The following is a 25071-nucleotide window of genomic DNA, read 5'->3' on the forward strand; positions in this document are numbered from 1 at the left end:
ATTAGCCGAACAGTGCATGCAGATGCAGGCAGGCGTCGTCATAATCGCTGCGTTCGAAAATGCCCTGTTGCAGGAACGCTTCCATTTGCGGATAGAGCTTGATGGCTTTATCCAGCATCGGATCGCTGCCGGCGGCGTAGGCGCCCACGCTGACCAGATCGCGGTTGCGCTGGTAGCTGGAGAGCAACTGCTTAAACTGACGCACGCGTGCGTAATGGTTCTCATCAATCAGCGAGGTCATCGCACGGCTGATTGAGGCTTCAATATCGATCGCCGGATAGTGACCCGCTTCCGCCAGCCGACGCGACAGCACAATGTGACCATCGAGGATGGCGCGCGCGGAGTCAGCGATCGGGTCCTGCTGGTCATCACCTTCGGTCAGCACGGTATAGAAGGCGGTAATCGATCCGCCGCCATCAATCCCGTTACCGGCACGTTCGACCAGCGCCGGCAGTTTGGCGAACACCGACGGTGGATAGCCTTTGGTGGCAGGCGGCTCACCGATCGCCAGCGCGATCTCACGCTGCGCCATCGCGTAGCGGGTGAGGGAGTCCATAATCAGCAGCACATGTTTGCCGCGATCGCGGAAATCTTCGGCGATACGGGTGGCGTAAGCGGCACCCTGCATACGCAGCAGCGGCGAGACGTCAGCGGGCGCGGCGATCACCACCGAACGGGCACGACCTTCGGCACCCAGAATGTTCTCGATAAAGTCTTTAACTTCGCGGCCACGTTCGCCAATCAGCCCGACCACAATCACGTCAGCTTCGGTATAGCGCGCCATCATGCCGAGCAGCACGCTCTTACCGACGCCGGAACCGGCAAACAGGCCCATACGCTGGCCGCGTCCTACCGTCAGCAGCGAGTTAATCGCACGCACGCCGGTATCCAGCACATCGGTGATCGGCGTTCGCTGTAACGGGTTGAACGGCGGGGTGATCAGCGGCGCACGATAGCCGGTATCCGGTGATGGCAGGCCATCCAGCGGACGACCGCTGCCGTCCAGCACCCGGCCCAGCAGTTGCGGGCCTAACAGCAGTTGCTTACCCGCCTGTGGATTTTCACCGTTCTGCAGCGCGTAGACGCGTGCGCCAGGCAAAATGCCATCCACCTCTTCCAGCGGCATCATCAACAGTTTTTGTCCGTTGAATCCCACCACTTCGCTTTCGATTTCGCTGATGGAGTTGCCATTGTTACGTTCAATAATGCAGGTCGCACCGAGCGGCAACTGCAGGCCGGTCGCTTCCAGCACCAGACCGGTGGCGCGGGTCAGGCGACCATAGCGGCGCACCGGCTGAACCTGGGCGATACGTTTTTCGAACGCGTCGAGCGCGCCCAGCCAGCGATTGAGGCGGGTGGTCATTACACTTCTCCCGGCGCGGCAAGACGGCACAGTTCCTGCCAGCGCGTCGCCACGCTGGCATCCAGATCGCCATCTTCGGCGCTGAGTTTACAGCCGCCAGGATGCAGCGTGTTGTCCGCCAGCAGACGCCAGCCGTGCAGATCCAGCGTCGGGCCCAGCGTCTGCTCGATACGTTGCAGATCGTCCGGATGCACCCGCAGCTGCGGTTTACCACTGAACATCGGTTCCTGCTGCAGTAATCCCTGAATCTGACGCAGCAGGGCGCTGCCATCGACCGTGGTCGCCTGGCCAATCACCGAGCGGGCGGCTTCCAGCGCCAGCTGCATCAAACGGGCAGCAATAACGCTATCCAGCGACTCCAGCGTGTTCTGAAATTCCGTCACCAGTTGCTGCATCCGCGCCTGTAACGGCGCCTGCTGCTGCTGCGCATCGGCCAGACCCTGCTGAAAACCGGCGTCGTAGCCCGCTTTCTGACCTTCGGCAAACCCCTGCTGATGACCTTCGTTGTAGCCCTGGCCCTGCGCTTCTTTACGCATCTGCTGTTGCAGACGTTCCAGTTGCTGCTGCTGCTCATCCACTTCGGCAGTAAATTCGGTGATCTCCGGCTGTGGCTCCGGTTCAGGCTGATCGAAACGGCCTAAATCGGTTGGCTGCCACAGCTGCCACGGGCGGGCAGAAAATGCATCAGACATAGGTTTCCTCGCCACCGCCAATCACCATCTCGCCCGATTCGGCTAAGCGGCGTACCACCAGCAGGATCGCTTTCTGCTCGTTTTCCACTGCCGACATACGAACCGGTCCACGGTTGGCCAGATCGTCGCGCAGGATATCGGCCGCACGGGCTGACATGTTTTTGAGGAATTTCTCGCGCAGCGGCTGCTCGGCACCTTTCAGTGCCACCAGCAACTGCTCGGATTCCACTTCCTGCAACAGACGCTGGATGCTGCGGTCGTCGACTTCCACCAGGTTTTCGAACAGGAACATCTCGTCGATAATTTTCTGCGCCAGCTCGCCGTCGAAGTCGCGTACCGCTTCGATAACCGCTTCTTCCTGCTGCGTTTTCATCAGGTTGATGATCTCGGCTGCGGTTCTCACGCCGCCCATCTTCGCGCGCTTGAGGTTGGTTCCATCCAGCAGGCCGTTGAGCACTTCGGTCAGTTCGGCCAGCGCCGCTGGCTGGACACCACCGAAGGTGGCAATACGCAGCATCACGTCGTGGCGCAGACGCTCGTCGAACAGCGCCAGGATATCCGCCGCCTGACCGCGTTTGAGGTGGACCAGGATGGTGGCGATGATCTGTGGATGCTCGTCGCGGATCAGATCGGCAGCCGCCTGTGGCTCCATAAAGTTGAGCGTTTCCATGCCGCTGGTGGTTTCGCGGGTTTCGAGGATATCCTCCAGCAGGCTGGAGGCACGCTCTTCACCCAGCGCTTTAATCAGCACTGAACGCAGGTATTCATTGGAGTTGAGGCTCAGCGCCGCAAACTGCTCGGCATCAGTCTCAAACTCACGTAGCACTTCGGTCAGCTGCTTGTGCGACACCTGGCGCATACTGGCCATCGCGGCGCTCAGGTGTTGCACCTCACGCTGGTTCAGGTGTTTGAAAACTTCCGCTGCGCGCTCTTCGCCGATGGTCATCATCAGGATGGCGCTTTTTTCGGTTCCGGTCAGACTCATAGCTCTTTACTCATCCATTCGCGAATCACCAGCGCAACAACGCGCGGATCGTTTTCAGACATGTCGCGGATGCGTTGACTCATCACTTCTGCGCTCATGCGGTTACTGGACTTACGTTCCTGATCCAGCTCATCTTTGCTGAGCTGTACGTTATAGGCTTCTTCTTCTGCCGGTTCGGCGGCGCGCGCGGCGGCGGCTTCAGCAGCGGCTTTCTCTTCCGCCTTCTTACGAACCAGATGCGGACGAACCAGTTTGCGGTAGAGAATGAAGGCCACCAGCGCCACCAACAGCCACTTACCGGCGCTCATCAGCTGATCAAAGAACGCTTGCTGCTGCCAGAAGGGCAGGTCGCCCGTGGTCGGCTCGGTCGTATTGAACTGCGAGTTCACCACGTTGATGCTGTCACCACGGGTCTGGGAATAGCCCATCGCTTCGCGGGTCAGATCTTCAATCTGCTTCAGCTGCTGCTCATTCAGCGCAACCGCTTTACCTTTATCGTCTTCGCGATAGTTGACGACGACCGCCACCGACAGACGCTGCACGTCGCCAACGTTGAGTTTGGTATGGCGAATGGTGCGGTCCAGCTCATAGTTGACCGTGTCATCGCGACGTGAGTTGGTCGGCGTGCTGCTGGCCGCTGCGGTACTGGTGGTCTGTGCCGCGTTGTTCTGGCCGTTGGCATTCTGACCATTCGCGTTCTGTCCGTTGGCGTTCTGGCCATTGGCGGTTGGCGTATTCACCGGCGCGGTATTGGCTGGCGCGGGCTGATTAGAGAGCGCGCCCGGCACGCCGCCCGGATACGGGCTGCCTGACTGATCGCTGGTGCTGGTCTGACGCGAGCGAATCGCCGCGTTAGACGGGTTCGCGTTAGGCTGATATTTCTCGTCGGTCTGCTCGCTGGTGTCGAAGTTGATCTGTGCCGTCACCTGCGCATGCACGTTGCCCTGGCCGAGAATCGGGTTCAGGATCGCTTCGATACGTTGCTGATAGCGGGTTTCAACATCTGAGGCGTACTTCAGTTGTGCATCATTCAGATCGCGGCCAACGCTATCAGAGCGGGTCAGCAGGCGACCGGTCTGATCGACCACGGTGACGTTGCCCGGCGGCAAACCCGCCACGCTGCTGGAAACCATGTGGGCGATGGCCTGAATCTGACCTTCATCCAGCGCACGACCCGGCTGCAGGGTTAATGTGACCGAGGCTGAAGGCGCTTTCTGCTCACGCACAAATAAGGTGGGTTTTGGCATCGCCAGATGGACGCGGGCAGTTTTGACCGGACCCAGCGATTCGATGGTGCGAGCCAGTTCGCCTTCCAGCGCACGCTGGTAGTTGACCTGCTCGCTGAACTGGCTGATACCGAATTTCTCTTTATCCAGCAGTTCGAAGCCGACCGAGCCACCTTTCGGCAGGCCCTGTTGTGCCAGACGCAGACGCAGCTCATGGACATTCTCTTCCGGCACCATCAGTGCGCCGCCATTTTCGGCGAAGCGATAGGGAATGTTCATCTGCGTCAGCTGTGTGACGATAGCACCGCCATCTTCATCTGACAGGTTGTTGTAGAGCACGCTGTAGCTGGGGGCTTTAGCCCACAGCACCATTGCAATCACAATGGCGATAACAGCGGCGGCGGCGACGACTAAAGGAATACGCGGATTTGCGCGCAGGCGAGCGAGAAGGTCACCGAAGCCTTTCTTTTCTTGATCTTGTGTGGCGGCTGCACTCGCATTCATGACCGATTCCTGCCTGACGTAATTGACCGGGTTAGTTGAGATGGCAAAACAGACTCCCTGACCTGCGTAAATAAAAATTCCACTTCAATGCCAGGCATTATTTGTTGAAACCGAAAATTTGATGGCTGGATAAGCCGGGGTTTTTGCTGTCATTTAGCGCCTTTGTCTCATTGACAACGTGCTAGATTTTTGAACACAGAAAAACTTCACCACTTTTACAAGGTAACGTTAATGTCCATTCAGGCAATCGACGGGGTACTTCAGCAGCTTCAGGTCACCTCGCTGCAGGCGAGCAACCGCAGCAGCGAAGCGCCCAACCAGATCGATTTCGGCGCAACCATGAAAGCCGCGCTGGATAAGATCAGCGAGACGCAAACCACTGCCCGCACGCAGGCGCAGGATTTTGAGATGGGGAAACCGGGCATCGCGTTAAATGATGTGATGGTCGATCTGCAGAAATCATCTATCTCGATGCAGATGGGGATTCAGGTCAGGAACAAGCTGGTATCGGCGTACAGCGATATTATGAATATGCAGGTTTAGGAAGGCTAACTTATTGAATAAGAAGGGTATATCGTTCAGATCGCCTTGGTGTGGGACACCTGTGGGACAAATTCGTTGAGTTTTTCGTTCAGAAGACTCCTTTGTGCCTCGTCGTTTTCCTTCATCCAGGATCCGTATACCTGATAAACCATCTGAGCATTTGCATGGCCCATCTGACTGGCTATGAAGTTTGGATTTGCGCCGGCAGAAAGTGACCAGCATGCATACGTGTGCCGGGACTGGTAGGGCTTACGATAAGTCAGCCCGGCCTTCCTTATTGCAGCTCTCCATGTCTGTGGCAGAGATGACACCGCATAATAGTTTTCACTTTTATTGTTGACCGCATTCACTGTCGGGTTGAAGACGAAGGTGAGTTCCTCTTCGCTCTTTTTGCCATATTCCCGGGAATGCACTGTAATGACGGACGATCCCTTCAGTCTGGTCAGCTCCTGCTGATCTTTGAGAGTCGTGACAGCTGCATCTACCAGATAAATAGTGCGCAGACCTGACGCAGTTTTAGTTGGGGTAAAGTCACCGAGGATTGTCAGGTTACGCTTCACTGTGATAGTGCCTTTTATCAGGTCGATATCTTCCCATGCCAGTGCGCAGATTTCGCCATGCCTCTACCGGTGTAGACGGCCAGCGACCACAGGTTACGTAACTGCCAGCACCTGGAACACGCCGACGCAAACCAAAACCTACTTCCGAGTTGAGCTGGAAAGCCCATCTTCACTGCCATCAGACATCGTAACGTAAGCTTAGGGATCAATAATCAGCGCCTTCAATGGCAATAGTGAGCTGGTGCCTAAAGCTCGTATCGCTTCGAAAGTCTTTGCCGGCGGCTATTACTCGGTGCTAAACAACATAGACATGGCATCTGTTAACGTGCTTTCGGTAACAGTCAGTCTGGACGGGATTAACTTCGCTTCCTCCGTTGGATATGGCGTTAACCAGATACCCTCCCTCGACGCCAGTGATATTTGAGTGAGCTTTGTATGAAGAACGTGAAAGACACGATCCTTACGCAATACACCGCCAGCCCCAACATCCGAAGCCTGATTGAAACCTTCAACACATCAACGGACATGACGGAATTTACAGACGAATTCCTGACTTCCATTTGGGTTGTTTCAACGGCAACCGGGTACGGGCTGGATGTGTGGAGGAAGATAGTTGGCGTCTCAAGGCTGCTCAACGTCAGGCTCGCCAAGCCTGATCATTGTAGAGTGGTAATATGAATAATGATAATGTTTTTAGGTTCGCTTTTTTTAAAAAAGGCGAACTTAAGGTTGTTAATGTAATCTTGGCTGAAGAGGATACAAGATTACCGGGTACACAACTCTGAAGTTGAGTGACGATGCTTATTGCTCTCCGGGAATGGTATATAACCCAGATGACGGCATATTCTATCAGGATGAAAATTATTCTGAAATCCACCCCACAGACCCAGAGTTGATTTAAATCCTTTTGCAGTAAATATCCTGTTTGCCATAAACCTCGATGCAAATTTCGCTGTGCGTTTGGTTTTTACATACCTACGGTTTATGATGTGTAAAAACTAGATGATGGTGAATACGGTGATGCTGCCAACTTACTGATTTAGTGTATGATGGTGTTTTTGAGGTGCTCCAGTGGCTTCTGTTTCTATCACCTGTCCCTCCTGTTCAGCTACTGACGGGGTGGTGCGTAACGGCAAAAGCACTGCCGGACATCAGCGCTATCTCTGCTCTCACTGCCGTAAAACATGGCAACTGCAGTTCACTTACACCGCTTCTCAACCCGGTACGCACCAGAAAATCATTGATATGGCCATGAATGGCGTTGGATGCCGGGCAACCGCCCGCATTATGGGCGTTGGCCTCAACACGATTTTACGTCACTTAAAAAACTCAGGCCGCAGTCGGTAACCTCGCGCATACAGCCGGGCAGTGACGTCATCGTCTGCGCGGAAATGGACGAACAGTGGGGCTACGTCGGGGCTAAATCGCGCCAGCGCTGGCTGTTTTACGCGTATGACAGGCTCCGGAAGACGGTTGTTGCGCACGTATTCGGTGAACGCACTATGGCGACGCTGGGGCGTCTTATGAGCCTGCTGTCACCCTTTGACGTGGTGATATGGATGACGGATGGCTGGCCGCTGTATGAATCCCGCCTGAAGGGAAAGCTGCACGTAATCAGCAAGCGATATACGCAGCGAATTGAGCGGCATAACCTGAATCTGAGGCAGCACCTGGCACGGCTGGGACGGAAGTCGCTGTCGTTCTCAAAATCGGTGGAGCTGCATGACAAAGTCATCGGGCATTATCTGAACATAAAACACTATCAATAAGTTGGAGTCATTACCCAATGATAGATAGTAACTGGGGTTACCAATATTGTTGCCTGAAGCTCCAGTCACTTTACTAATGAACTCATGATCTAAAGAGTAAATTCCTAACCAGTGAACAATGACTACGCATAAAAAGGCAATAGCTCTAAGTTGTCCTGCAAAAATAACGCGAGACGAAGATATCGATGTAGGATACGTCTGGGCAATGCCTGCGCCATTGAGTTCAGGTGATGCTTGCGACATGCAAGACCTCTTCAGATAAAAACCAGTAATTAAATTTCTGTTAAAAAAGGGTAAAGATCAAGTAAATTGTGAGACTTGTCTTAATTTTGGCGTAAAAAGGTTCAGTCAAAGGTTAAAGAGACTTGTGCTAAGCAACCAAGGGCAGTTGTCTGACAAAGTGAAGTGTAGGGCTAAGCTTGCACATTCAATGGTGAGATGATTGAACTAAAAGCTGCTCTTTAGGCTATTTAAACTCTGCGATTTTGTCTTTACGTTTTTTTATAAAAAGATGCCATTATCTTATCTTCATAAATAATGCTTAAATATCATTAGCATAAGTGGAAAGCATGCTGACAGTGGGGTGAATGCTCCTGACCCATTTTGCTCATTAAGTAATGGTCTTTATGCGCCGCATCAGGGATCAAGACGTTTGGTCATTTCACCGATAGTAAGCGAAAATTATGCCACCTATAGTGGGCAGCAATTGCCTGCCACACAGACCTTCTCAGCCATCAGCAGGACACCGCAACAATGATAAAAACGATCGCCGGATTACTGTTACTGACATCTCTGTCTGCTACTGCTGGCACGCCGCTGCAATGCGGACCTTTCAAAATCGAGTCTGATGAAAAGGGCGCAGTCACGGTTAATGGTGCCAGCGCGAAGATAAAGAGCACCACCTTTCTCAAAGCAAAAAACGATGACGATAACGTCAGGCTTCACTGGCGGGTCAAAAACACCAAAGCGCCAGGCATGATCGATATGGATCTGGTGACCCGTGAGGGTAAATCGGAGTTAGAGGCTGAAATCGTCCGTACCAGCCCGAGCCAGATAAAAATTCGCGGCAGCTATGACTGTGAAAAAATAAAGTAACCGCGCGCTCCTGCACCTTGAGCAGGCGGAAAGCAAACAGTCGTATCAACTACCGCGTTGAAAACAGCCTTAGCTAAAAGATCGATGCGCGCCTTTTCAGGCAATAAAGAGTGAAACCCGGTTAAGGCCCACTGGCCCCAGAGGTGATGCGCTCAGGTTTCAGGCAGCCCGATGAATGCGTTCACTCCGCTTTTTTACACTCATCGATCAGGGCCGCTACCGATGCGCTGATGTCGGCGGCGTGCGGGTCATAAAAAAATTCAGTGCTGGTTTCGCTGTGGTTAAATTTGGCTATTTCGACCCAGGCGATAACGGTTCCGTCACCTTGTTCAAGGTTATAGCGTTGCGTACCGCCAGGTAGCGGATCGTCCTGATCAAGATAAAGGTGCCGGCTGATGGCGGCTGAGTAGAGACAGGACTGCACCTGATCAGGATGCGCATTAAAATAGGCGGTTTTAACTTGCGGATGTAATCCAACCCGACCGGTATCCACACAGCCGGCCATCATTATTAAAGCGAGTACTAAAACTGTTTTCTTCATCAACTCAAACCTCATCACGCTGCAGCATTTTTTTAGTCCATTCCGTCAGCCCTGAATCAGCGCCGGACACGGCACAGAATAGCCTGAACTATACTTACCTTTTTTCAACGAGGAGGATGAGATGATCAATCTTCGAGAGATGAATGAGAAAATTCATCAGGTGCTGCAGGCCGATGAAGCGTCAGGGTTTACGCCGCAGACTGCAGAGCAGGTATTAGCGGTGGTGAAATCTTACTGGCAGGAGGGCGATGAAACGATAAGAAACGACATCACCCAGAAATTGTCCCGTCTGGAAAAATCGGGCGTGCCTTTCCCGGATAATTACCTCGATACGCTGTAGCCTTCCGCTAAACCACAATGCGCCCCTGCGTGGGGCGCGATCTCTTCACTACTGCGCTTTGTAGGGATCTTTTTTATCATCCTGACTATCATCGTTCTTACGCGGTACTTCGCCATGATCTTTTGGCGCATCAGTAGCGGGATGATCGTCCTCTTCATAGGCATTGCCGACATGTGGCGCCGCTTCCGGCAGGCTTTTACTGACTTCACCTTCGTGTTTACGTTCTTCATTGGTTTTATGTTTAAACATACTTCACTCCTTTTTTTCCTGTCTGTTAAGTCTAGACCAGCCAACAGATGCTGGCAGGCGGGTCCACGTTCAGATAAAAAAAAGCCCGCATGAAGCGGGCTGAATCGGAGTTTTCTCTCGTGTGCTGCACGGCTTTATTCGTTGCGTGTCAGTGTGTAGCGGGATCATGCTAACGGGGTAGAACCGGTGCGGGAATGGACAAATCTGTTATCTGGCGTGCGGCAGGTCACAAATTAATCGATTAATAAATTCGATTGAACGGATTAATAAAAGGCATATAGTGACCTGCGTTACCAGGAGATAGAAATTATGTTACGAGACTATTTAAAGATTGAAGCTGACGATCAGCTGATTAAAAACCGTACCCTGAGCCTGAACAATCGCGGTCAGGAAGAGGTCACTGAGTGGACCATCGTCAGCCCGCACGGCGTCAAAAAAGGCGGCGTGACCCTGTTCGATAAACTGAGCACCCGCCGTTCATGGTGTGTCGGCTATCGCATCACGCAAACCGATCTGCATGGCAATGTGGTGGTGGATAAGCTGACTGACGCGTTATAAGTTGTCCGACTTTTGCCGTAGTAAAATGTGAACTTTGTTGGAATTAACCCGCAGCGTAGCGGGTTTTTTTATGTCCGCTAACGATAGCGGCGCAGTTCTACCAGCGTGCCGGCCAGCTTTATGCCATCGCGACGGGAATGCAGCAGTGGAAAGTCGATGTTCTCCGGTGCCAGCTCAAACTGCACAACACCGCTCTCACTGCTGCGTTGCCGGTATGTACGCAGCAGTGCGCTGTTCTGCTGCAGCGCCAGCACGCTGTCGCCGGGCATCGGTGAGACGGCCGGATCGATGATCACCACATCATTGTGCCTGATAGCAGGCGTCATGGCCTGTTCCTCAACCCGCAGGGCAAAGCTCTGCTGAGAGAGCGCCATGTCGTTATGCATCAGCAAATCACACTTCACCGAAGTGGCGTCATTCAGCCACCGGGCGACGTCGCGCTGATTGAGCAACGGAATCTGATGCAGGCCGGCAAATCTGCTTTCGCTAAAAACAGGACCATCGCCATCTATCAGATAGGCAGGCGCGCATCCCAGCGATTCCGACAGTCGCAGCAGATTTTCACCACGCGGTAACGTCTCCTCTTTTTCCCATTGTGAGATCGCCACATGGGACACTTTTACCTGTTCCGCCAATTGCTTCTGCGTTAATCCCAGGTTTTTTCGTCGGTGGCGAATACGGTCGCCCAGCGTTTCGTTTTTCATCTGCTTGACATTCAGGTTAAGAATGACTTAAGTATACTTAACCCTGGCATTTAAGCAATCTTAAATTTCAGGCAGGGGACGTGCCTGTTGTTGCACGCCGTGGTGTTCCAGTGACCTTACCGGGTAGAGGGGTGCGGCATGGAAAGTAGTTTAATTACCAGTATGGGTGCGTTGGTTTTGGGTGGGGGCGCGGCGGCACTGTTCTGGAAACCATTATTGGCGGGTATCGCGTCAATCGTGACCAGTAATCGGGCCGGCGGCGAAATTATAACCAGTTATAAAGAACAGGTGGTGTTGCTGAAGGAGAGCAATCTGCTGATACGAGAAGAGAACGACGAGCTACGAGAACGGCACGATAAAAATTTGCGGCGTATCTCCATGCTCGAAACCGATCTTCGGCTTATCAAGAATGCGTTAGGGATACTGCTGGCAATGACAGAGGCCGATCACAGCGATAAGTTTCGCAACGAGGTCGATCGCCTTATCTCAACTCTGGAGGATCGCAGCGATGGTGACGATAAATAGTCCTGCTACAACCCTGTTAAACAAGCGAAAAATTATCCTCGGCGGCGTGATGCTGGGCTGCTCGATGATCTGCGTGCTGATGACGATTCTGTTTCTTTATGTCAGCAATACGGCCAACCGGCGAGTAGCAGAGATTCGGCAGGAGTATCGCAATATCGCGGCAAAACGTGATGCCCGGGTCGATTTGCTGACTAATCAGGTGACGACGTTACAACACAAACTTGATGCGTTACCGGACCGCACGGCGATCAAAACGGTGGATAAAGTCAAAGAGGTAGTGATTGAAAAAGAAGTGTCACCGATGCATTCGCAACCCAGGCCATAACTTCCGATTATTCTTAGTGCGGCTTCGCTATTATCGACTAGTTTTAAATCTCCGGGCGACATTTTCTTTCGCTGTATTGTGCGAAGAAAAGGCCCGCAGATTGGCCGGTTGATGAACCGCTACGCCAAATCACTTTGGATAACTAACCAGAAGGACATTTAGCATGAGCGATTCAACAGAAACCAAGAGCAAAAATGATTACCTGCGTGATGTCACCTCTCAGCTGAAAGAGATGCGCCACTATGCGCAAACCAACACCGAGACGCTGTCAGCACATTGGTTAGCCTTCGACGCGGGCGAATACAAAGACAAAGTTAACGCCGATCGCATCGATGCGCTACTCAACAAGCAGGGTAAGATGCTGGAAGATCTGGATGCGGCCATCCAGGACATTGAGATCGAAATTAATCACAGCGAGCAGGAGAGTTAAGTGATCTCCCGCTAACTGATGCGGTGGCCATTAAGGGATTAATCGGCCACCAGCCACATTTCCGCTTCGTCGAACATCTCTTCAACTATCCGCGCAATCGTCGCTTTATCGTTCTTACTCAAATCCGTATCAATAGCGTTACGTTCCATCGGTTTGACCTTAACTTCAATGTCAGGAAACACCCGATGCACCCGCTTTTCCAGCTCTTCGAGAATCATCTCGCGCGCACCCGGTAAACCGGCTACGTTACGCTTGTCATAAATCAACTCAACAAACATGATGGCAATCCATTCAGGGCAAAATCGCTGGGATATAATACTGTAAATAAAAACAGTGGCAAGGCGGCGCGCCCGATTACGGGAAATATTTTTATGTCATGCCGGACTGCATCTTGATCTGGCTTATTACTGCATCATCACGACATAATGGCAGCTCAAACATCTGGAGAAGTGCGATGCGACAACTGGTCATTGATATTCTGCTTAAACTGGCAAAGATGGACGTCGACGCGAAAGAGCTGACCGCCCAGCTTGAAGCGCAATCGCTGCTCGTTGCTGCGTTACTGGTGCAGGCCAAACAGGACAACACGCTGACGATTAGCGAGACGGTTCAGGATGCTATTGTCACGGCGTCACGTTCGTCGACCGACTTTTTGCAGTCTGACGTAGACCTGCTGCTGACGCACATTAATCGTCTGCTGGCAGTGGCACAATATGTGGAAGTAAAAGGGAAGATGGCAGAAGAGGAGTAGCCGGAGAAAAAAATTCGCCTCTGGAGGTGAAATCCAGCAACACCTCCAGAGGCAGTGCAAAAGCACTATTCGTTCAAGGACAATCACGACCGAAGTCGTAGGATGAAGTTATACACTTTCCTCGTCCTTGTACAACTTTATCGGCGGTTATATCACTGGTTGGAGGTGTATAAAGAATACACCTTACAAGACTGGCCGATCAGAGCTCGTTTTTGATGCAAAACTCTTCCCAGCTCATCCCCAGCGATTCAGCATGTGATTTGAGATAGGTCTCAATCGCCTCAGCCGCCACCGCTTTGTCTGGCTCAGCCAGCTGTATCGAAAAGATCATCCCATCCAGATTTTTCTGACGTAAAAAAGCCGCATAGATGCGTTCAGCGTGCCATTCACGCAGCTGACGCAGGGAAAGATTGGCCGCGCGGGCGTCGCTTTCGGTCAGCTCATCCAGCGCTGCCTGGAAATCGGGATGAGCGGTAAAGAACATGTCGCGCGCCTGCGCGTAATACGCTTCTGGGGTTTTCATAGCCGGGTTCCTGAATATCTGTTGCAGCCCGCCAGTGTAGCGGGTTGCGCCAGCCTTGTCAGGAAGCGATGCTACGGCGTGGCAGAACAACGGTACTGACGCCGACTTTATGCAAGACAATGAAAAAAAACGCGCCGGGCGCGGCTGGATCAGCCGGATACCTTGCGCACTGGCGTGGAAAAATTATAACGTAGCCGCCATTGACGCGATCTTAGGGATTAAACATGAAAAAGTGGATGCTGATTGCCACGCTGGCACTGGGCGGTTGTGCGCAAATCAACGATTATGACAGTGCGGTGCAAACGCCGGCGCCGGCGAATCTTCAGGGTAACTGGCAAACCGTCGGGCCTCAGGGAAAGCTGATTAGCGATCAGGCAATGGGCTCGCTTATTGTCAATGCGGATGGCAGTACGCTGGATTGCCGTCAGTGGCAGCGAGTGATTGCCAAACCCGGCAAACTGACGTTGCTGAGCGGTGATTACGTTAACGTAACACGTCAGGTTCGGGTGATGCCGCTGGTGGTGGATAATGGTGAACTGAGCTATGACGGGCTGACGCTGCGCAAAGTGGATCGTCCGACCCTTGAGTGCCAGCAGGCGCTGGAGGAGGTGGCGAAGCAGCCAAAAGCCGCCATCATTCAGAATATTGAACCGCAGCTGCTGCGGACCCACATTACCGATAACAATGCGGCGGCCTTATCGCAATAACGTGATCTGGCAGGGCCGCGGCCCTGCCAGAAGAGGCACTACTCTGCGACGACCCAGACGCTGACGCTGCCGCCGTTACAGACAAACACTGCATTACCCTGATCATCGGCGGTAATGGTTTCTTCACGGTTTGCCAGATGATCGCGCCATACCTTGCCGGCATAGCCTTCACCCATCGCCACGGCTTTTTCGCCCGCCTCGCCATTCGACATGATTACCACACAGCCCGGCTGCGTTTCGGTTCCGCTGCGGCTAAAGGCAACGCAGTTAGGATGATCGAAATAGTCGGTCTGTACGCCCCAGCCATACTGCTGGCGCGCCCGGATTAACCCTTCCAGCTCCGGGATCACCGGCATCTCAATCTTATGCTTCTCACCGTCGCCACCGGTATCTTCGTAACTGGCGCCGAACAGATCGGGATAGAAAATGGTCGGTACCCCTTGTTCTCGCAGCAGGATCAGCGCGTAAGCCAGCGGTTTAAACCAGGCTTCCACCGGCGCTTCCAGCGACTGTAGCGGCTGGGTATCGTGGTTGGCGACGATCGTCACCGCATGCCAGGGATCGGCCACCACCAGCGAATTAGCAAAGATCTGACTCAGATCGTAAGCGCTGCCTGCGGTTGACGCCTGGTGGAAGTTCATGTGCAGTGGCGCATCAAACAGCATGGTTTTGCCTTCCACCTGATGCACATATTCCTGCAACTTGTCGGTTTCAAACGACCAGTATTCCGCGACGATGAACATCGGCTCTTCGGCCACTTCCTGAATGTGGTCGATCCAGGCTTTATAGAACCAGGCCGGGATATGTTTTACCGCATCCAGACGAAAGCCGGTGCACGGCACCTGTTCCATCACCCAGCGCGCCCAGTATTTCAGCTCTTCGCTCACCGCTTTATTGCGGAAATCGATGTTCGCGCCCATCAGATAGTCGAAGTTACCCAGCTCATTATCCACCTGATCGTTCCAGCCTTCGGCGGTGTAATCATTAATGATTTTAAAGACGCCGTTTTCATCCGGATTTTCGATATGGTCGACGCCGCTAAAGCATTTATGATCCCAGACGAATTTAGAATATTCACCGGCGCGCACCGGGAAGGTGAACTTCGTCCAGGCTTCGCACTCCACCACCTCGTCGTAAATTTCATCACGGTTGTCCGGATTGACGCGGTTGATGCGGATCTGCTCTTTTTCATCGGCACCCATTTTATGGTTGAGTACCACATCCAGCAGCACGCCGACGTTGTGGCTGCGCAAGGCATCTACTGCCGCCAGTAACTGCTGTTTATCGCCATATTTGGTGGCAACGCTGCCTTTCTGATCAAATTCACCGAGGTCAAACAGGTCATAGCTGTCGTAACCGACCGAATAGCCACCCGATTCCCCTTTATAGCTCGGCGGCAGCCAGGCCATGGTGATGCCGATTTCGCTGAGCCAGGCCGCGCGATCGGCGATTTCCGGCCACAGTTTGCCGCCATCCGGATAATACCAATGGAAAAACTGTAATAACGTCGGGTTTTGCATCTACTGCACTCCAGGGGATGATGAGAATCAAGTATGGAGTAAGCGGCAGAAAAGAGGCGCCGCGCAGAGAAATAAATCTGGCGGCGGGAGAGAGCAGCAATCAGGAGAGGGTTTCGCGCGGTACCATCACAACACCGCCTTGCTTACCGTAGGCGGAAAGCACCGATTTCTGGCGCGCATTCTGGCCGACCAGCGAGGCCAGCTCATCCATCCGCGCCTGCAGCAGGCGTTTCACTTCACTCTCATTATCCAGAATATGACGCAATACCGGACGCAGCTGCTCCTGAACCTGAACGGAAGGAGCGGCAGCTTCTGTCGATTGTGCTAACGATTGCACCGCGCTGACATAGTCCATCTCCCTGCTGATCAATTCATCCCATTCGCCCTGTGCGGCGTGACGCAGCATTCCCTGGCTGAGATCGAGTAACTGTTGGTAAACGGCAATCAGATGCGGTGCAATAGTCATTAAACGGCGTCCTGAATCAGGTTAGGTTGAACCACTTCTTTCCACGCGTCGGCGATGTTGCGCAGTAAGCCTTCGACTTCTTCGATAGCTTCTGCATCATTGTGCAGGTTGGCCTGCAACAGACGACGCGTCATGTAGTTGTAAAGACCCAGCAGGTTGTCTGCCAGCTCATCACCACTGTTTTCACTGAGGCCCTGTTTGAGGCCTCCTTCAATAATATTGATAGCTTTGGAAAGGGAATTACCTTTGCCTTCAATATTGCCATCCTGCATAAACAGGCGAGCGCGAATCAGCGCGCTGAGCGCGCCATCAAACAGCATAACCACCAGCTGGTGCTGGCTGGCGCTCATCACGGCGCTTTCCACGCCAATTTTTGCATAGGCTTTGGTGCCTGTAGCGCTGTACATGGTCACTCCTTACGATTTGGAACTGCTTGACGTCATGTTGTCAAACTGCTGAGTCAGGTAGCTACTGGTGCTGTTGAGTGAACTCATCGTCACATCGAGCTGGGTAAATTGCGCCTTATAGCGGGCAATCAGGTTGTCGATGCGAGTGCTCATTTTGTTGTACTGATCGGTCAGGTTGTTGAGCGTCTTGCTCACGCCATCCTTCGCCGCCTGAATGATGCCGGTTGATGAGAGCCAGCCGGTCAGGTTAGTGGCGATTTTGGTGGTGATGCCGGTGGTTTTGCCGTCGCCGATCATCATCTCTTTAATGCCGTCAGGATCTTTATCTAAGGCGGTTTTCAGTACCGCCGAGTCCAGCTTCAGTGCACCGGTGGTCGGGTCAGAAGAGATACCAATCTGCGACAGGGTTTTATAGCTGGATGAGCTCGCGGCATTAGTCAGCAGACCTTTTAACTGCGTCTGTATAGTGCGCAGCGTACTGTCGCCCACCAGCGCGCCGTTGCTGGTATCCTGCGCCGTTGCACCCACATCAACAGCGGTATATTTGGTCAGGCTGTTGAACTGATCGAGCAGGGTATTGTACGCATCAACAAAGGTAGAGAGCGCCGTCGTCACCTTGGTGGTGTCTTTAGCGACGTTCAGGGTCTGGCTGGTGGTGGTGGTGGTGTCTTTCAGATTAAGGGTGATGCCCTCTAAGGCGTCGCTGATGGTGTTGCTGCTGCTGGTGATGGCAACATTATTCACCGTCAGTTGGGCATCCTGTGCCGCCACGCTCAGATCCATAGGATTGTCTGCATCGGTTTTAGTGGCATCAAAACCCACAACGTTTTGCAGCGTATCGTCTCCGGTCACGGTCACAGACGAGACCGCATATTTCTCACCGGTTTTCGCCGCCGTTAATGAGAGCCGATATTCACCGTCACCCGATTTAATGATGCTGGCGCTCACGCCGGCACCCGCTTTATTGATCGCGTCACGCATACCGGTCAGCGAGGTCTGATCACTGGTAAGCGTAATATCTTTACTGGTGCCGTCAGCCAGCTTGATAGAGAGCGTACGGCTGGCCGCTGAGCTGTCGCCCAGTACGGCGGTGTTGCTGCTCTGCACGCCGGAGGTCAGGGTCTGTGCCTGCGCCAGCTTCGACACGCTAATGGTATAGCTGCCGGCAACGGCGCCGCTCGTGGTGGTGGCGCTGAAGGCGCTGCCGGTGCTGGTGGCCGTGGTGGAGCTAAACAGATCGGCGCTGTTCAGCGCGGTATTCGCGGTCTGAAAGGTCGTCAGTGCGCTGGAAAGCGTACCGTAAGCGCTGAGCTTAGCGGTATAGGCGCTCTGCTGCGCAGAGATAGGCTTCAATGTGGCTTTTTCTGCCGTTTGCAGACTGTCGAGAATATCACTTAATTGCAGACCTGAACCGACACCCAGGTTAGAGATACTAGCCATGTTGTTTCCTTTATATGGTCGACACGGAGTTTGAATACCTGAGTTATCGGCCTTGATTAACGAAAGTTTAAGGTTATTTGCCTTAGGGTAATGAGGTAAATAGGGCATATAGAGAAGGGTATTTCAACGACTAGAAAATTAATCAATTAAGTCTAAAGAAGTGCGGCAGGGTGGCGATAATCAAAAGCGTGACAGGTTGAAGCAAAAAAATTCGCCTGGTACTAAAAAAATTCTAAAGGTTGTTTAACGGCAGACGATAACAACTTTGACGGCGCTGAAGCCGGCGGGTTGAAGCCCACACCTTAACCGAAAGACTTGATTAACAGGAAAATTTATCATGGCCCAAGTCATTAATACCAACAGCCTCTCGCTGATCACTCAGAACAACATCAACAAGAACCAGTCAGCTCTGTCTACTTCTATCGAGCGTCTGTCTTCTGGTTTACGTATCAACAGCGCAAAAGATGACGCTGCTGGTCAGGCGATTGCCAACCGTTTCACCTCTAACATTAACGGCCTGACTCAGGCTGCGCGTAACGCCAACGACGGTATCTCTGCTGCGCAGACTACCGAAGGCGCACTGTCAGAAATCAACAACAATTTACAGCGCGTACGTGAACTGACCGTTCAGTCTCAAAACGGCACCAACTCTGATTCAGACCTGTCTTCAATCCAGGACGAAATCAAATCACGTCTGGACGAGATTGACCGCGTTTCTCAACAAACCACATTCAACGGTGTAAACGTCCTTGCTAAAGACGGCACCATGAAAATCCAGGTTGGCGCAAACGATGGTGAAACCATTTCAATCGATCTGAAAAAAATCGATTCTAAAACCTTAGGTTTGTCAGGTTTTAACGTAGATGGTGCTCAGAAAGTCACTGCGGGTGCACTGATTTCTGACTTTGGAGCTACTGGTACTAATAATTACTCCGTAGGCGCGAATACTTTCAATGTCGACGTCAGTACTGCTCAAGTTACCAAAGGTGGAAACGCTCAATACATTGACTCTGCAACAGGTGCTTTTACTGACAATGCAACAACTGCAAACGTAGCTAAGTTAGGAACTGCTGATGCCACTGCCCTTGCCACTGCATTTGCAGGTAAAGCTGATGGTTCAACAGCCACTGTTAATGGAGTTAGCATTACAGCGGTAGGTGCTGCCGATGCAAACGGTAACGGTAGCTTCAAAACCACTGTTGGCGGTAAAGATTATAGCTTCACTATCGCGAACAGCGCTGATACTTCTGGCGGTAGTGCTACATTTAGTGGTCAGTCTATCTATACCGACGCTGCTAGTGGTCAGCTGACTACCGAGGCAACACTCACTAACGTTGCCGCCACACAGAAAGACTTGGATCTGCAAGGCGCGACAAAAACAGGTAGCACTTTAAGTATCAATGGCAAGACTTATACAGCTAATGCTGCTGGTGACGAAGTAACAGCTGATTTCAGTGCTACGGCGACACCTGACATTCAAACTGTTTACTTAGGTAAAACTGCTGCAGGCAACTCAACGTTGATCAGCGCTGATGCAGCAAAATTACAGCAGTCTACTAATGATCCATTGAAAGCATTAGATTCAGCTATCGCAACCGTTGATGAATTCCGTTCAAGCCTGGGTGCGATTCAGAACCGTCTGGATTCAGCGGTCACTAACCTGAACAACACCACCACTAACCTGTCTGAAGCACAGTCTCGTATTCAGGATGCTGACTACGCAACTGAAGTTTCAAACATGTCTAAAGCGCAGATCATCCAGCAGGCGGGTAACTCAGTGTTGGCTAAAGCTAACCAGGTTCCACAGCAGGTTCTGTCTCTGCTGCAGGGCTAATTGCCTCTACTCGGAACGTCAAACCCCGCTTCGGCGGGGTTTTTTTATGCCTGTCAGATTTATTTTTTGGCGTTAGCCGGTCTAAAACAAGTCATTATAAAAAGAATCTAACCAGAGAAAAGCTAAGTCAGCGCTAAGCGTTCGTTACTTTTTTAGCCAGAGCGCGATGAGCCCTTTCTACAAAGCAGCATTGAGTAGTTAACAAAAAAACTTTAACTCATGGTTATCACACGAGTGTGTAGTCAGTATCGCGCTTTTGATTTGAGTTTCTGACAAAGAAAAAGGTATCATTTCATTCATGGAAATATTTTGTTACCTGAGTGATATAAATCTACATGCAAGCTTTCATTATCAATCTCGACTCTTCAACTGAACGCCGCGCAACGATTGCTGCGCAGTGTGAAACTGCAGGGATTACCTATCAGTTTATTCCTGCCGTAAATGGTAAGCAGCTGAGCCAAAAGGAAATTTCTCAGCATACCCGCTCGGTCAACTATGCGTTTAAACCGGGTGAAATAGGCTGTGCGTTGAGTCATCTGAAAATTTACCAAAAAATAGTTGATGAGAATATTGCGCAGGCATTGATTCTGGAAGACGACGCCTTATTAACCGAACAGTTACCTGAAGTCTTATCCAGCCCTGCAATGCAACTTCCTGTAGATAAGCCTGTGGTGGTGCTGTTATCGCAGGTTAATAAATTTGTTAATAAGGTTGTCGCGCCAATAACGCCAACCACCGGTCTTTATCCGGTATACAGTGCCACTACCTCTCATGCCTATGTGATTAATCTCGAAGCCGCCAGACGACTGCTGAAGCTGCTTTACCCGGTCTGGATGGCCGCTGATAAATGGTGTCTGTTCGAGGAGCATGGCGCATTCCGGTTATTGGCTGTCTATCCTGCGCCGGTGTTACTGCATGACGTGGCGCAACATACCACCATTCAGCAGTTTGATGATGTTGACAATCACAACAGACAAAAACGGGCGATCTGGACCAGCATAATGGCGAAACGGCCACTCAGCGCAAAAATCCGTCAGCGTTATCGCCGGGCGGTGGTACCGCTTCTGAACCCGATTGTTGATGTCAAAGCCGGGCTAAAAGAGTCGGGCCAGTAGCACACCCGGTATTCAAAGGTGCAGGCATAGCTTTCCAGCAGAATTAACCCCCCGCACCACGGGGTAGCCATGCCGGCACAGTTGCTGAGATCCCTGACAGCAGAGCCGGCGCAATGTCAGGAAAAAAGACACTGCGCTGCGCTTATTCACCCCCCGGTTACAGTTCCCCTCCAGCCTGCCGATAACTCCTTGCAGAACAACATCACTTTTGATCCATTTTCCTTATTTTGTGGAGTGTCTATGCGCTTCAATTATGACTTGTTACCGGGTGAGCGGCTGACCTTTGAGGAGATCGCGCTGCGTTATGCCCAGCAGTACCCTGAGGAGAAGGAGCTGACGGCGCGCGCGCTGCTCAGCCCGTCGACCAGCTTTCGCACCCTGAAAATCCGTGCGGTGTTTGCGCAGGAAGAGAGCAACAGTCCGCTGGAGGATCTGCTGTTCATCGCCAACGATAATGAACGTAAAAATTATCTGCGCCGCTTTGAGCACTACCTGAAGCAGAATCTCTCCTTTCTCTATTTCCGGCGCAGCGAGAAAGAGAAACGCGACAATCTGTGGAAGGTGATGGGCAGCACTCAGGTGTTCGCGATGATCGATCCCCATTCGGCTACCGCCCAGAACCTGATCAACAGTCGTGGCTACAAACTGGTGCTGATGTATCAGGATGAAGACGAGGCCTACTGGCAGCTATTTAACCCGCAGGCGAATCCCTGCTTTCCGCAGTCGCGGCGCATCCAGTTCATCGTGGTGTTGAGCACGCCCCAGCATAAAGTCCCGGCGGCGGTGATGCCGGGGACCGAAGTGGGGCGCCGGGTGAAAGCGCGGGTGCTACAGCGCGCCAGCCAGGCGGAGTTCAGCGCGGGGGTAAAAGCGCGTTACGGTGGCTGTGTGATGACCGGAACCCGACTCACCGAACGGCACAACTGGCCGTGGGTGGAAGCGTGCCACATCGACACGCAGGAGAATGACGAAGGGGTGCTGGCGGATAACAGTATCGATAACGGTTTATTTTTGCGCAGCGATCTACAACGACTGTTTATCAATCGGCTGATCAGCATCGATGGTGAATCGGGGCAGATTCAGGTGCATCCGGGTGACGAGGCGCAGGAAAACATCAGCCCTTATTATCAGGAACTTGATGGTCGCGTCTGCACCCTGTGGTCGGCAGTTCCTCCCGCCACCCGCCAGCGGCTGCGGGCGCGACGCTAGTCCACATCAGGGGCAGACGGATTTGCCCCTGCAGATAACAAAAATGAAATAACCTCGTTTTACCCCGCCTATTCCCCCAATCAATAACCCTACAGAATTGGATAATCATGCCGATAACTTCATTAACGCAGGGTAGTCAACGTGAACGATCTCTATACCGCCGAAGGCGTGATGGACAAGCATTCGCTCTGGCAGCGCTACGTCCCGCTGGTGCGCCATGAAGCGCTGCGCCTGCAGGTGCGTCTGCCAGCCAGCGTTGAGCTGGACGATTTGCTGCAAGCGGGAGGTATTGGCCTGTTAAATGCCGTGGAGCGCTACGACGCGCTACAGGGTACGGCCTTTACCACCTATGCCGTGCAGCGTATCCGTGGCGCAATGCTGGATGAGCTTCGCAGCCGGGACTGGGCTCCACGCAGCGTGCGTCGAAACGCGCGCGAGGTGGCCGGAGCAATGCATAAGGTGGAACAGGCGCTGGGTCGTGCTGCCTCCGAGCAGGAAGTCGCTGAGCAGTTGAATGTTTCAATGGAGGAGTACCGGCAGATCCTGCTGGACACCAACAACAGTCAGCTCTTCTCCTACGATGAGTATCGGGAAGAACATGGCGACAGTGCGGAGCTGGTGACGGAAGGGCATGAAGAGGCCAATCCGCTTCATCAGTTGATGGAAGGGAGTCTGCGTGAGCGCGTCATTGAAGCGATCGAAGCGTTACCCGATCGTGAAAAGATGGTGCTGACACTGTACTACCAGGAAGAACTGAACCTGAAAGAGATTGGCGCGGTACTTGATGTGGGGGAATCCCGTGTCAGCCAGCTGCACAGTCAGGCGATTAAACGCCTGCGGGCCCGACTTACGGGAGCGCGCTAGCAGTATCAGTTCCTGGCGATTCAAAAATATAAGAAACCGGGGACTCAGCAATGGGAGCCAAGACCAAGGCCAGACCGTTAAGTCGTTATCTTAAAGACTATAAACACAGCCAGAGCAACTGTTCACACTGTGGCAAGGTATTAGATCGTATGGCGCTCGTTTTTCGCGGCCAGATCATCAATAAAGAGGCCATCGCTCGGATGGACCAGATGATTGATGAGCCACTGTGGCTGAAACTTCAGCCAGAACTGACTGCGCTCTGTCGCTTTTGCAGCGATATTTTTTGCAATACCCATCCTAATTACTTCGACATTATGGCGTTCAAACAGTACCTGTTCGAACAGACAGAGATGAGCCCCAGCACCATTCGTGAATACGTGGTGCGGCTGCGTCGGCTTGACGACATGCTGAAGGCAAAAAATTTCCCGGCCGATCGGCTACAGGGCAATAGCTGGCATCAATGTCTGGAAAGCGACCTGCCGGATGCGGGCAATAACAATTACCGTATTGCTCTGCGCAAATACGATCAGTTTTTAGGGTGGCAACAGGGCTAGATCCCTGCTGCACACCCATTGCTCCCCCAGCGCACCGCCGGTGCGTTCCTGCCATTTTTAATCTGAAAAAAATGGCGGGGCGGGGGAGCACGCCTGTCACCGCATCTCACGCCACCTGAATCAGAGTGATCCTTTTCGCATCTTCTGCAACACTGTAAGGATAATTTCCAATGCCCGAATGGAGGCAGCATTGTCTTTACATCTGTTACACCAGTTTCCCCGGCTTGAGCTGCTGGGCGCACCGACGCCGTTAGAGCACCTGCCGCGACTCTCCGACTATCTGGGCCGCGATATTTTCATTAAGCGCGACGATGTCACGCCCGTGGCGATGGGCGGCAACAAGCTGCGTAAGCTGGAATTTCTGGCGGCCGATGCGCTGCGCGAAGGCGCGGATGTGCTGCTGACCGCTGGCGCGATTCAGTCCAACCATGTGCGGCAGACCGCTGCCGTTGCAGCCCGTCTTGGCCTGAAATGCGTTGCACTGCTGGAAAATCCGATTGGTACCCATGCTGAAAACTACCTGAGCAACGGTAACCGGCTGCTGCTGGAACTGATGGACGCGGAAGTGATCATGGTCGATGCGCTGCACAACCCTGCGGAACAGCTGGCTGAGCAGGCTGCGCGGCTTGAAGCCCAGGGATTCCGCCCTTACATCGTGCCGGTCGGCGGCTCCAATGCGCTGGGTGCGCTAGGCTATGTGGAGTGCGCGCAGGAAATTGCCCATCAGAGCGAAGGCGTGGTTGATTTCGCCGCCGTGGTGGTCGCTTCAGGCAGTGCCGGCACCCATGCCGGACTGGCGGTGGGTCTGGAGCATCTGTTGCCGGAGACCGAGCTGGTGGGCGTCACCGTTTCACGCCAGACTGAGGCGCAGTTACCGCTGGTTGAGCGGCTGCGTCAGTCGCTGGCGGAGACGCTGGAAGTGCAGGCTAAGGCGCCGATTACCCTGTGGGATGACTACTTTGCGCCGCGCTACGGCGAGCCAAACGACGAAGGCATGGCGGCGGTGAAACTGCTGGCACGGCTGGAAGGTATTCTGCTGGACCCGGTCTACACCGGTAAAGCGATGGCGGGCCTGCTGGACGGCATCAGTCAGAACCGTTTCCGTCGTGAAGGGCCACTGCTGTTTATTCATACTGGCGGTGCGCCGGCGTTATTTGCTTATCATCCTTCGGTCTGAGACAAGCAAAAAAAACAGTTTATAATCTTGCCGTTATCACGACAGACCGGCAGCGGGATCGCAGCGTTGCCGTTATAAACTACACACAACACAAT

At 52.9% G+C, this 25071-nt stretch carries 31 protein-coding genes; 17 read left to right on the forward strand and 14 right to left on the reverse strand.

All coding sequences use genetic code 11. The features are described from left to right. Position 1: 1 nt before the first annotated feature. Genes fliI through fliF form a run of 4 tightly spaced genes read right to left on the reverse strand, consistent with a single transcriptional unit; the run spans position 2 to position 4770 of the window. The gene (gene fliI / locus LZU96_RS08175; protein WP_094121974.1) at positions 2-1363 is read right to left on the reverse strand and encodes a flagellar protein export ATPase FliI; all 1362 of its coding nucleotides are present in this window, start codon (positions 1361-1363) and stop codon (positions 2-4) included. Then, complete coding sequence (gene fliH / locus LZU96_RS08180) at positions 1363-2055, reverse strand: flagellar assembly protein FliH (protein ID WP_233987818.1); 693 nt, start codon at positions 2053-2055, stop codon at positions 1363-1365. Before fliH ends, fliI begins: the two co-directional genes overlap by 1 nt. Then, positions 2048-3040 carry a flagellar motor switch protein FliG gene (gene fliG / locus LZU96_RS08185; protein WP_094121972.1) on the reverse strand — a complete coding sequence of 331 codons (993 nt, stop codon included), beginning with the start codon at positions 3038-3040 and terminating at the stop codon, positions 2048-2050. Before fliG ends, fliH begins: the two co-directional genes overlap by 8 nt. Next, entirely contained in the window at positions 3037-4770 is a 1734-nt protein-coding gene (gene fliF / locus LZU96_RS08190) for a flagellar basal-body MS-ring/collar protein FliF (protein WP_233987819.1), read from the reverse strand. Before fliF ends, fliG begins: the two co-directional genes overlap by 4 nt. Positions 4771-5001: 231 nt before the next feature. Here fliF and fliE point away from each other — a divergent pair, with 231 nt between their 5' ends. After that, a complete protein-coding gene (gene fliE / locus LZU96_RS08195; RefSeq protein WP_233987820.1) occupies positions 5002-5313 on the forward strand; it encodes a flagellar hook-basal body complex protein FliE in 312 nt (103 codons plus the stop codon). A gap of 35 nt (positions 5314-5348) precedes the next feature. On the opposite strand, the gene LZU96_RS08200 is transcribed toward fliE, so the two are convergent. Next, positions 5349-5924 carry a site-specific integrase gene (locus LZU96_RS08200; protein ID WP_316044357.1) on the reverse strand — a complete coding sequence of 192 codons (576 nt, stop codon included), beginning with the start codon at positions 5922-5924 and terminating at the stop codon, positions 5349-5351. A 384-nt stretch (positions 5925-6308) separates the two neighbouring features. Between LZU96_RS08200 and LZU96_RS08205 the strand changes: the two genes are divergently transcribed. From LZU96_RS08205 to LZU96_RS08215, 3 genes are all read left to right on the forward strand, one after another. Next, the gene (locus LZU96_RS08205) at positions 6309-6551 is read left to right on the forward strand and encodes a DUF2612 domain-containing protein (RefSeq protein WP_233987822.1); all 243 of its coding nucleotides are present in this window, start codon (positions 6309-6311) and stop codon (positions 6549-6551) included. A gap of 393 nt (positions 6552-6944) precedes the next feature. Beyond that, positions 6945-7642 (forward strand): IS1-like element IS1A family transposase gene (locus LZU96_RS08210; RefSeq protein WP_233987823.1). Its coding sequence is split into 2 segments (ribosomal slippage): positions 6945-7194 and positions 7194-7642, totalling 699 coding nucleotides; the frame shifts between segments, so codons are not numbered across the junction. Between the two features lie 753 nt (positions 7643-8395). Further along, positions 8396-8737: a hypothetical protein gene (locus tag LZU96_RS08215; RefSeq protein WP_233987824.1), complete on the forward strand. Its 342-nt coding sequence runs from the start codon at positions 8396-8398 to the stop codon at positions 8735-8737. Between the two features lie 181 nt (positions 8738-8918). Here LZU96_RS08215 and LZU96_RS08220 read toward each other — a convergent pair whose 3' ends face one another. After that, a complete protein-coding gene (locus LZU96_RS08220) occupies positions 8919-9278 on the reverse strand; it encodes a hypothetical protein (protein ID WP_233987825.1) in 360 nt (119 codons plus the stop codon). A gap of 121 nt (positions 9279-9399) precedes the next feature. Between LZU96_RS08220 and LZU96_RS08225 the strand changes: the two genes are divergently transcribed. Then, positions 9400-9618 (forward strand): hypothetical protein, encoded by a 219-nt coding sequence (locus LZU96_RS08225; protein WP_233987826.1) that lies wholly within the window; start codon positions 9400-9402, stop codon positions 9616-9618. Between the two features lie 48 nt (positions 9619-9666). Here the strand turns inward: LZU96_RS08225 and LZU96_RS08230 are convergent, their stop codons facing one another. Further along, entirely contained in the window at positions 9667-9867 is a 201-nt protein-coding gene (locus tag LZU96_RS08230) for a hypothetical protein (protein WP_094121761.1), read from the reverse strand. 309 nt (positions 9868-10176) lie between these two features. Between LZU96_RS08230 and LZU96_RS08235 the strand changes: the two genes are divergently transcribed. Next, on the forward strand, positions 10177-10425 hold the full coding sequence (locus tag LZU96_RS08235) for a hypothetical protein (protein ID WP_233987827.1): 249 nt from the start codon (positions 10177-10179) through the stop codon (positions 10423-10425). Between the two features lie 77 nt (positions 10426-10502). Here the strand turns inward: LZU96_RS08235 and LZU96_RS08240 are convergent, their stop codons facing one another. Continuing rightward, positions 10503-11129, reverse strand: a complete 627-nt coding sequence (locus LZU96_RS08240; protein WP_233987828.1) for a helix-turn-helix domain-containing protein — start codon at positions 11127-11129, stop codon at positions 10503-10505. 138 nt (positions 11130-11267) lie between these two features. Between LZU96_RS08240 and LZU96_RS08245 the strand changes: the two genes are divergently transcribed. The 3 genes from LZU96_RS08245 to LZU96_RS08255 all read left to right on the forward strand — a co-directional run bounded on the left by LZU96_RS08245 (position 11268) and on the right by LZU96_RS08255 (position 12409). Next, on the forward strand, positions 11268-11654 hold the full coding sequence (locus tag LZU96_RS08245; RefSeq protein ID WP_233987829.1) for a hypothetical protein: 387 nt from the start codon (positions 11268-11270) through the stop codon (positions 11652-11654). Continuing rightward, complete coding sequence (locus LZU96_RS08250; RefSeq protein ID WP_233987830.1) at positions 11638-11979, forward strand: hypothetical protein; 342 nt, start codon at positions 11638-11640, stop codon at positions 11977-11979. Before LZU96_RS08245 ends, LZU96_RS08250 begins: the two co-directional genes overlap by 17 nt. Before the next feature lie 163 nt (positions 11980-12142). Further along, positions 12143-12409, forward strand: a complete 267-nt coding sequence (locus LZU96_RS08255; protein ID WP_094121756.1) for a hypothetical protein — start codon at positions 12143-12145, stop codon at positions 12407-12409. A 38-nt stretch (positions 12410-12447) separates the two neighbouring features. Here LZU96_RS08255 and LZU96_RS08260 read toward each other — a convergent pair whose 3' ends face one another. Then, entirely contained in the window at positions 12448-12687 is a 240-nt protein-coding gene (locus tag LZU96_RS08260; protein WP_031375086.1) for a DinI-like family protein, read from the reverse strand. Between the two features lie 176 nt (positions 12688-12863). On the opposite strand from LZU96_RS08260, the gene iraP reads away from it, so the two are divergent. After that, complete coding sequence (iraP, locus tag LZU96_RS08265; protein ID WP_233987831.1) at positions 12864-13160, forward strand: anti-adapter protein IraP; 297 nt, start codon at positions 12864-12866, stop codon at positions 13158-13160. A gap of 199 nt (positions 13161-13359) precedes the next feature. Here the strand turns inward: iraP and LZU96_RS08270 are convergent, their stop codons facing one another. Beyond that, on the reverse strand, positions 13360-13683 hold the full coding sequence (locus LZU96_RS08270) for a DUF6388 family protein (protein ID WP_094121754.1): 324 nt from the start codon (positions 13681-13683) through the stop codon (positions 13360-13362). Positions 13684-13907: 224 nt separating this feature from the next. Here LZU96_RS08270 and yedD point away from each other — a divergent pair, with 224 nt between their 5' ends. Next, positions 13908-14390: a lipoprotein YedD gene (gene yedD / locus LZU96_RS08275; RefSeq protein WP_233987832.1), complete on the forward strand. Its 483-nt coding sequence runs from the start codon at positions 13908-13910 to the stop codon at positions 14388-14390. 38 nt (positions 14391-14428) lie between these two features. On the opposite strand, the gene amyA is transcribed toward yedD, so the two are convergent. The 4 genes from amyA to fliD all read right to left on the reverse strand — a co-directional run bounded on the left by amyA (position 14429) and on the right by fliD (position 18223). After that, on the reverse strand, positions 14429-15910 hold the full coding sequence (gene amyA / locus LZU96_RS08280) for an alpha-amylase (RefSeq protein ID WP_233987833.1): 1482 nt from the start codon (positions 15908-15910) through the stop codon (positions 14429-14431). 100 nt (positions 15911-16010) lie between these two features. Then, positions 16011-16376: a flagella biosynthesis regulatory protein FliT gene (fliT, locus tag LZU96_RS08285; RefSeq protein WP_233987834.1), complete on the reverse strand. Its 366-nt coding sequence runs from the start codon at positions 16374-16376 to the stop codon at positions 16011-16013. Further along, complete coding sequence (fliS, locus tag LZU96_RS08290) at positions 16376-16783, reverse strand: flagellar export chaperone FliS (protein WP_233987835.1); 408 nt, start codon at positions 16781-16783, stop codon at positions 16376-16378. Before fliS ends, fliT begins: the two co-directional genes overlap by 1 nt. 9 nt (positions 16784-16792) lie before the next feature. Next, on the reverse strand, positions 16793-18223 hold the full coding sequence (gene fliD, locus LZU96_RS08295; RefSeq protein ID WP_233987836.1) for a flagellar filament capping protein FliD: 1431 nt from the start codon (positions 18221-18223) through the stop codon (positions 16793-16795). A gap of 337 nt (positions 18224-18560) precedes the next feature. Between fliD and LZU96_RS08300 the strand changes: the two genes are divergently transcribed. From LZU96_RS08300 to LZU96_RS08325, 6 genes are all read left to right on the forward strand, one after another. Then, positions 18561-20057: a flagellin gene (locus LZU96_RS08300; protein ID WP_233987837.1), complete on the forward strand. Its 1497-nt coding sequence runs from the start codon at positions 18561-18563 to the stop codon at positions 20055-20057. A 335-nt stretch (positions 20058-20392) separates the two neighbouring features. Then, on the forward strand, positions 20393-21172 hold the full coding sequence (locus tag LZU96_RS08305; RefSeq protein ID WP_233987838.1) for a glycosyltransferase family 25 protein: 780 nt from the start codon (positions 20393-20395) through the stop codon (positions 21170-21172). A gap of 240 nt (positions 21173-21412) precedes the next feature. Continuing rightward, positions 21413-22381, forward strand: a complete 969-nt coding sequence (locus LZU96_RS08310) for an HNH endonuclease signature motif containing protein (RefSeq protein ID WP_233987839.1) — start codon at positions 21413-21415, stop codon at positions 22379-22381. A 141-nt stretch (positions 22382-22522) separates the two neighbouring features. Further along, positions 22523-23245: an RNA polymerase sigma factor FliA gene (locus LZU96_RS08315; protein ID WP_233987840.1), complete on the forward strand. Its 723-nt coding sequence runs from the start codon at positions 22523-22525 to the stop codon at positions 23243-23245. Positions 23246-23295: 50 nt separating this feature from the next. After that, complete coding sequence (gene fliZ / locus LZU96_RS08320; RefSeq protein ID WP_233987841.1) at positions 23296-23799, forward strand: flagella biosynthesis regulatory protein FliZ; 504 nt, start codon at positions 23296-23298, stop codon at positions 23797-23799. Between the two features lie 190 nt (positions 23800-23989). Then, positions 23990-24976 carry a D-cysteine desulfhydrase gene (locus LZU96_RS08325; protein WP_233987842.1) on the forward strand — a complete coding sequence of 329 codons (987 nt, stop codon included), beginning with the start codon at positions 23990-23992 and terminating at the stop codon, positions 24974-24976. Positions 24977-25071 lie beyond the last annotated feature (95 nt).

The sequence above is a fragment of the Pantoea agglomerans genome (assembly GCF_021397715.1).
GTDB classification, from domain to species: domain Bacteria; phylum Pseudomonadota; class Gammaproteobacteria; order Enterobacterales; family Enterobacteriaceae; genus Pantoea; species Pantoea astica.

Excerpts from the sequence above, each read along its gene's own strand:
- LZU96_RS08255 (WP_094121756.1), top strand. The coding sequence starts at position 12,143 with ATGAGCGATTCAACAGAAACCAAGAGCAAAAATGATTACCTGCGTGAT.
- LZU96_RS08205 (WP_233987822.1), top strand. The coding sequence starts at position 6,309 with ATGAAGAACGTGAAAGACACGATCCTTACGCAATACACCGCCAGCCCC.
- LZU96_RS08260 (WP_031375086.1), bottom strand. The coding sequence starts at position 12,687 with ATGTTTGTTGAGTTGATTTATGACAAGCGTAACGTAGCCGGTTTACCG.
- fliE (WP_233987820.1), top strand. The coding sequence starts at position 5,002 with ATGTCCATTCAGGCAATCGACGGGGTACTTCAGCAGCTTCAGGTCACC.
- fliH (WP_233987818.1), bottom strand. The coding sequence starts at position 2,055 with ATGTCTGATGCATTTTCTGCCCGCCCGTGGCAGCTGTGGCAGCCAACC.
- LZU96_RS08300 (WP_233987837.1), top strand. The coding sequence starts at position 18,561 with ATGGCCCAAGTCATTAATACCAACAGCCTCTCGCTGATCACTCAGAAC.
- fliT (WP_233987834.1), bottom strand. The coding sequence starts at position 16,376 with ATGACTATTGCACCGCATCTGATTGCCGTTTACCAACAGTTACTCGAT.
- amyA (WP_233987833.1), bottom strand. The coding sequence starts at position 15,910 with ATGCAAAACCCGACGTTATTACAGTTTTTCCATTGGTATTATCCGGAT.
- LZU96_RS08240 (WP_233987828.1), bottom strand. The coding sequence starts at position 11,129 with ATGAAAAACGAAACGCTGGGCGACCGTATTCGCCACCGACGAAAAAAC.
- LZU96_RS08230 (WP_094121761.1), bottom strand. The coding sequence starts at position 9,867 with ATGTTTAAACATAAAACCAATGAAGAACGTAAACACGAAGGTGAAGTC.
- LZU96_RS08305 (WP_233987838.1), top strand. The coding sequence starts at position 20,393 with ATGCAAGCTTTCATTATCAATCTCGACTCTTCAACTGAACGCCGCGCA.
- LZU96_RS08245 (WP_233987829.1), top strand. The coding sequence starts at position 11,268 with ATGGAAAGTAGTTTAATTACCAGTATGGGTGCGTTGGTTTTGGGTGGG.
- LZU96_RS08225 (WP_233987826.1), top strand. The coding sequence starts at position 9,400 with ATGATCAATCTTCGAGAGATGAATGAGAAAATTCATCAGGTGCTGCAG.
- iraP (WP_233987831.1), top strand. The coding sequence starts at position 12,864 with ATGCGACAACTGGTCATTGATATTCTGCTTAAACTGGCAAAGATGGAC.
- LZU96_RS08235 (WP_233987827.1), top strand. The coding sequence starts at position 10,177 with ATGTTACGAGACTATTTAAAGATTGAAGCTGACGATCAGCTGATTAAA.
- fliG (WP_094121972.1), bottom strand. The coding sequence starts at position 3,040 with ATGAGTCTGACCGGAACCGAAAAAAGCGCCATCCTGATGATGACCATC.
- fliZ (WP_233987841.1), top strand. The coding sequence starts at position 23,296 with ATGGGAGCCAAGACCAAGGCCAGACCGTTAAGTCGTTATCTTAAAGAC.
- fliD (WP_233987836.1), bottom strand. The coding sequence starts at position 18,223 with ATGGCTAGTATCTCTAACCTGGGTGTCGGTTCAGGTCTGCAATTAAGT.
- LZU96_RS08220 (WP_233987825.1), bottom strand. The coding sequence starts at position 9,278 with ATGAAGAAAACAGTTTTAGTACTCGCTTTAATAATGATGGCCGGCTGT.
- fliS (WP_233987835.1), bottom strand. The coding sequence starts at position 16,783 with ATGTACAGCGCTACAGGCACCAAAGCCTATGCAAAAATTGGCGTGGAA.
- LZU96_RS08215 (WP_233987824.1), top strand. The coding sequence starts at position 8,396 with ATGATAAAAACGATCGCCGGATTACTGTTACTGACATCTCTGTCTGCT.
- LZU96_RS08270 (WP_094121754.1), bottom strand. The coding sequence starts at position 13,683 with ATGAAAACCCCAGAAGCGTATTACGCGCAGGCGCGCGACATGTTCTTT.
- yedD (WP_233987832.1), top strand. The coding sequence starts at position 13,908 with ATGAAAAAGTGGATGCTGATTGCCACGCTGGCACTGGGCGGTTGTGCG.
- fliI (WP_094121974.1), bottom strand. The coding sequence starts at position 1,363 with ATGACCACCCGCCTCAATCGCTGGCTGGGCGCGCTCGACGCGTTCGAA.
- LZU96_RS08250 (WP_233987830.1), top strand. The coding sequence starts at position 11,638 with ATGGTGACGATAAATAGTCCTGCTACAACCCTGTTAAACAAGCGAAAA.
- fliF (WP_233987819.1), bottom strand. The coding sequence starts at position 4,770 with ATGAATGCGAGTGCAGCCGCCACACAAGATCAAGAAAAGAAAGGCTTC.
- LZU96_RS08310 (WP_233987839.1), top strand. The coding sequence starts at position 21,413 with ATGCGCTTCAATTATGACTTGTTACCGGGTGAGCGGCTGACCTTTGAG.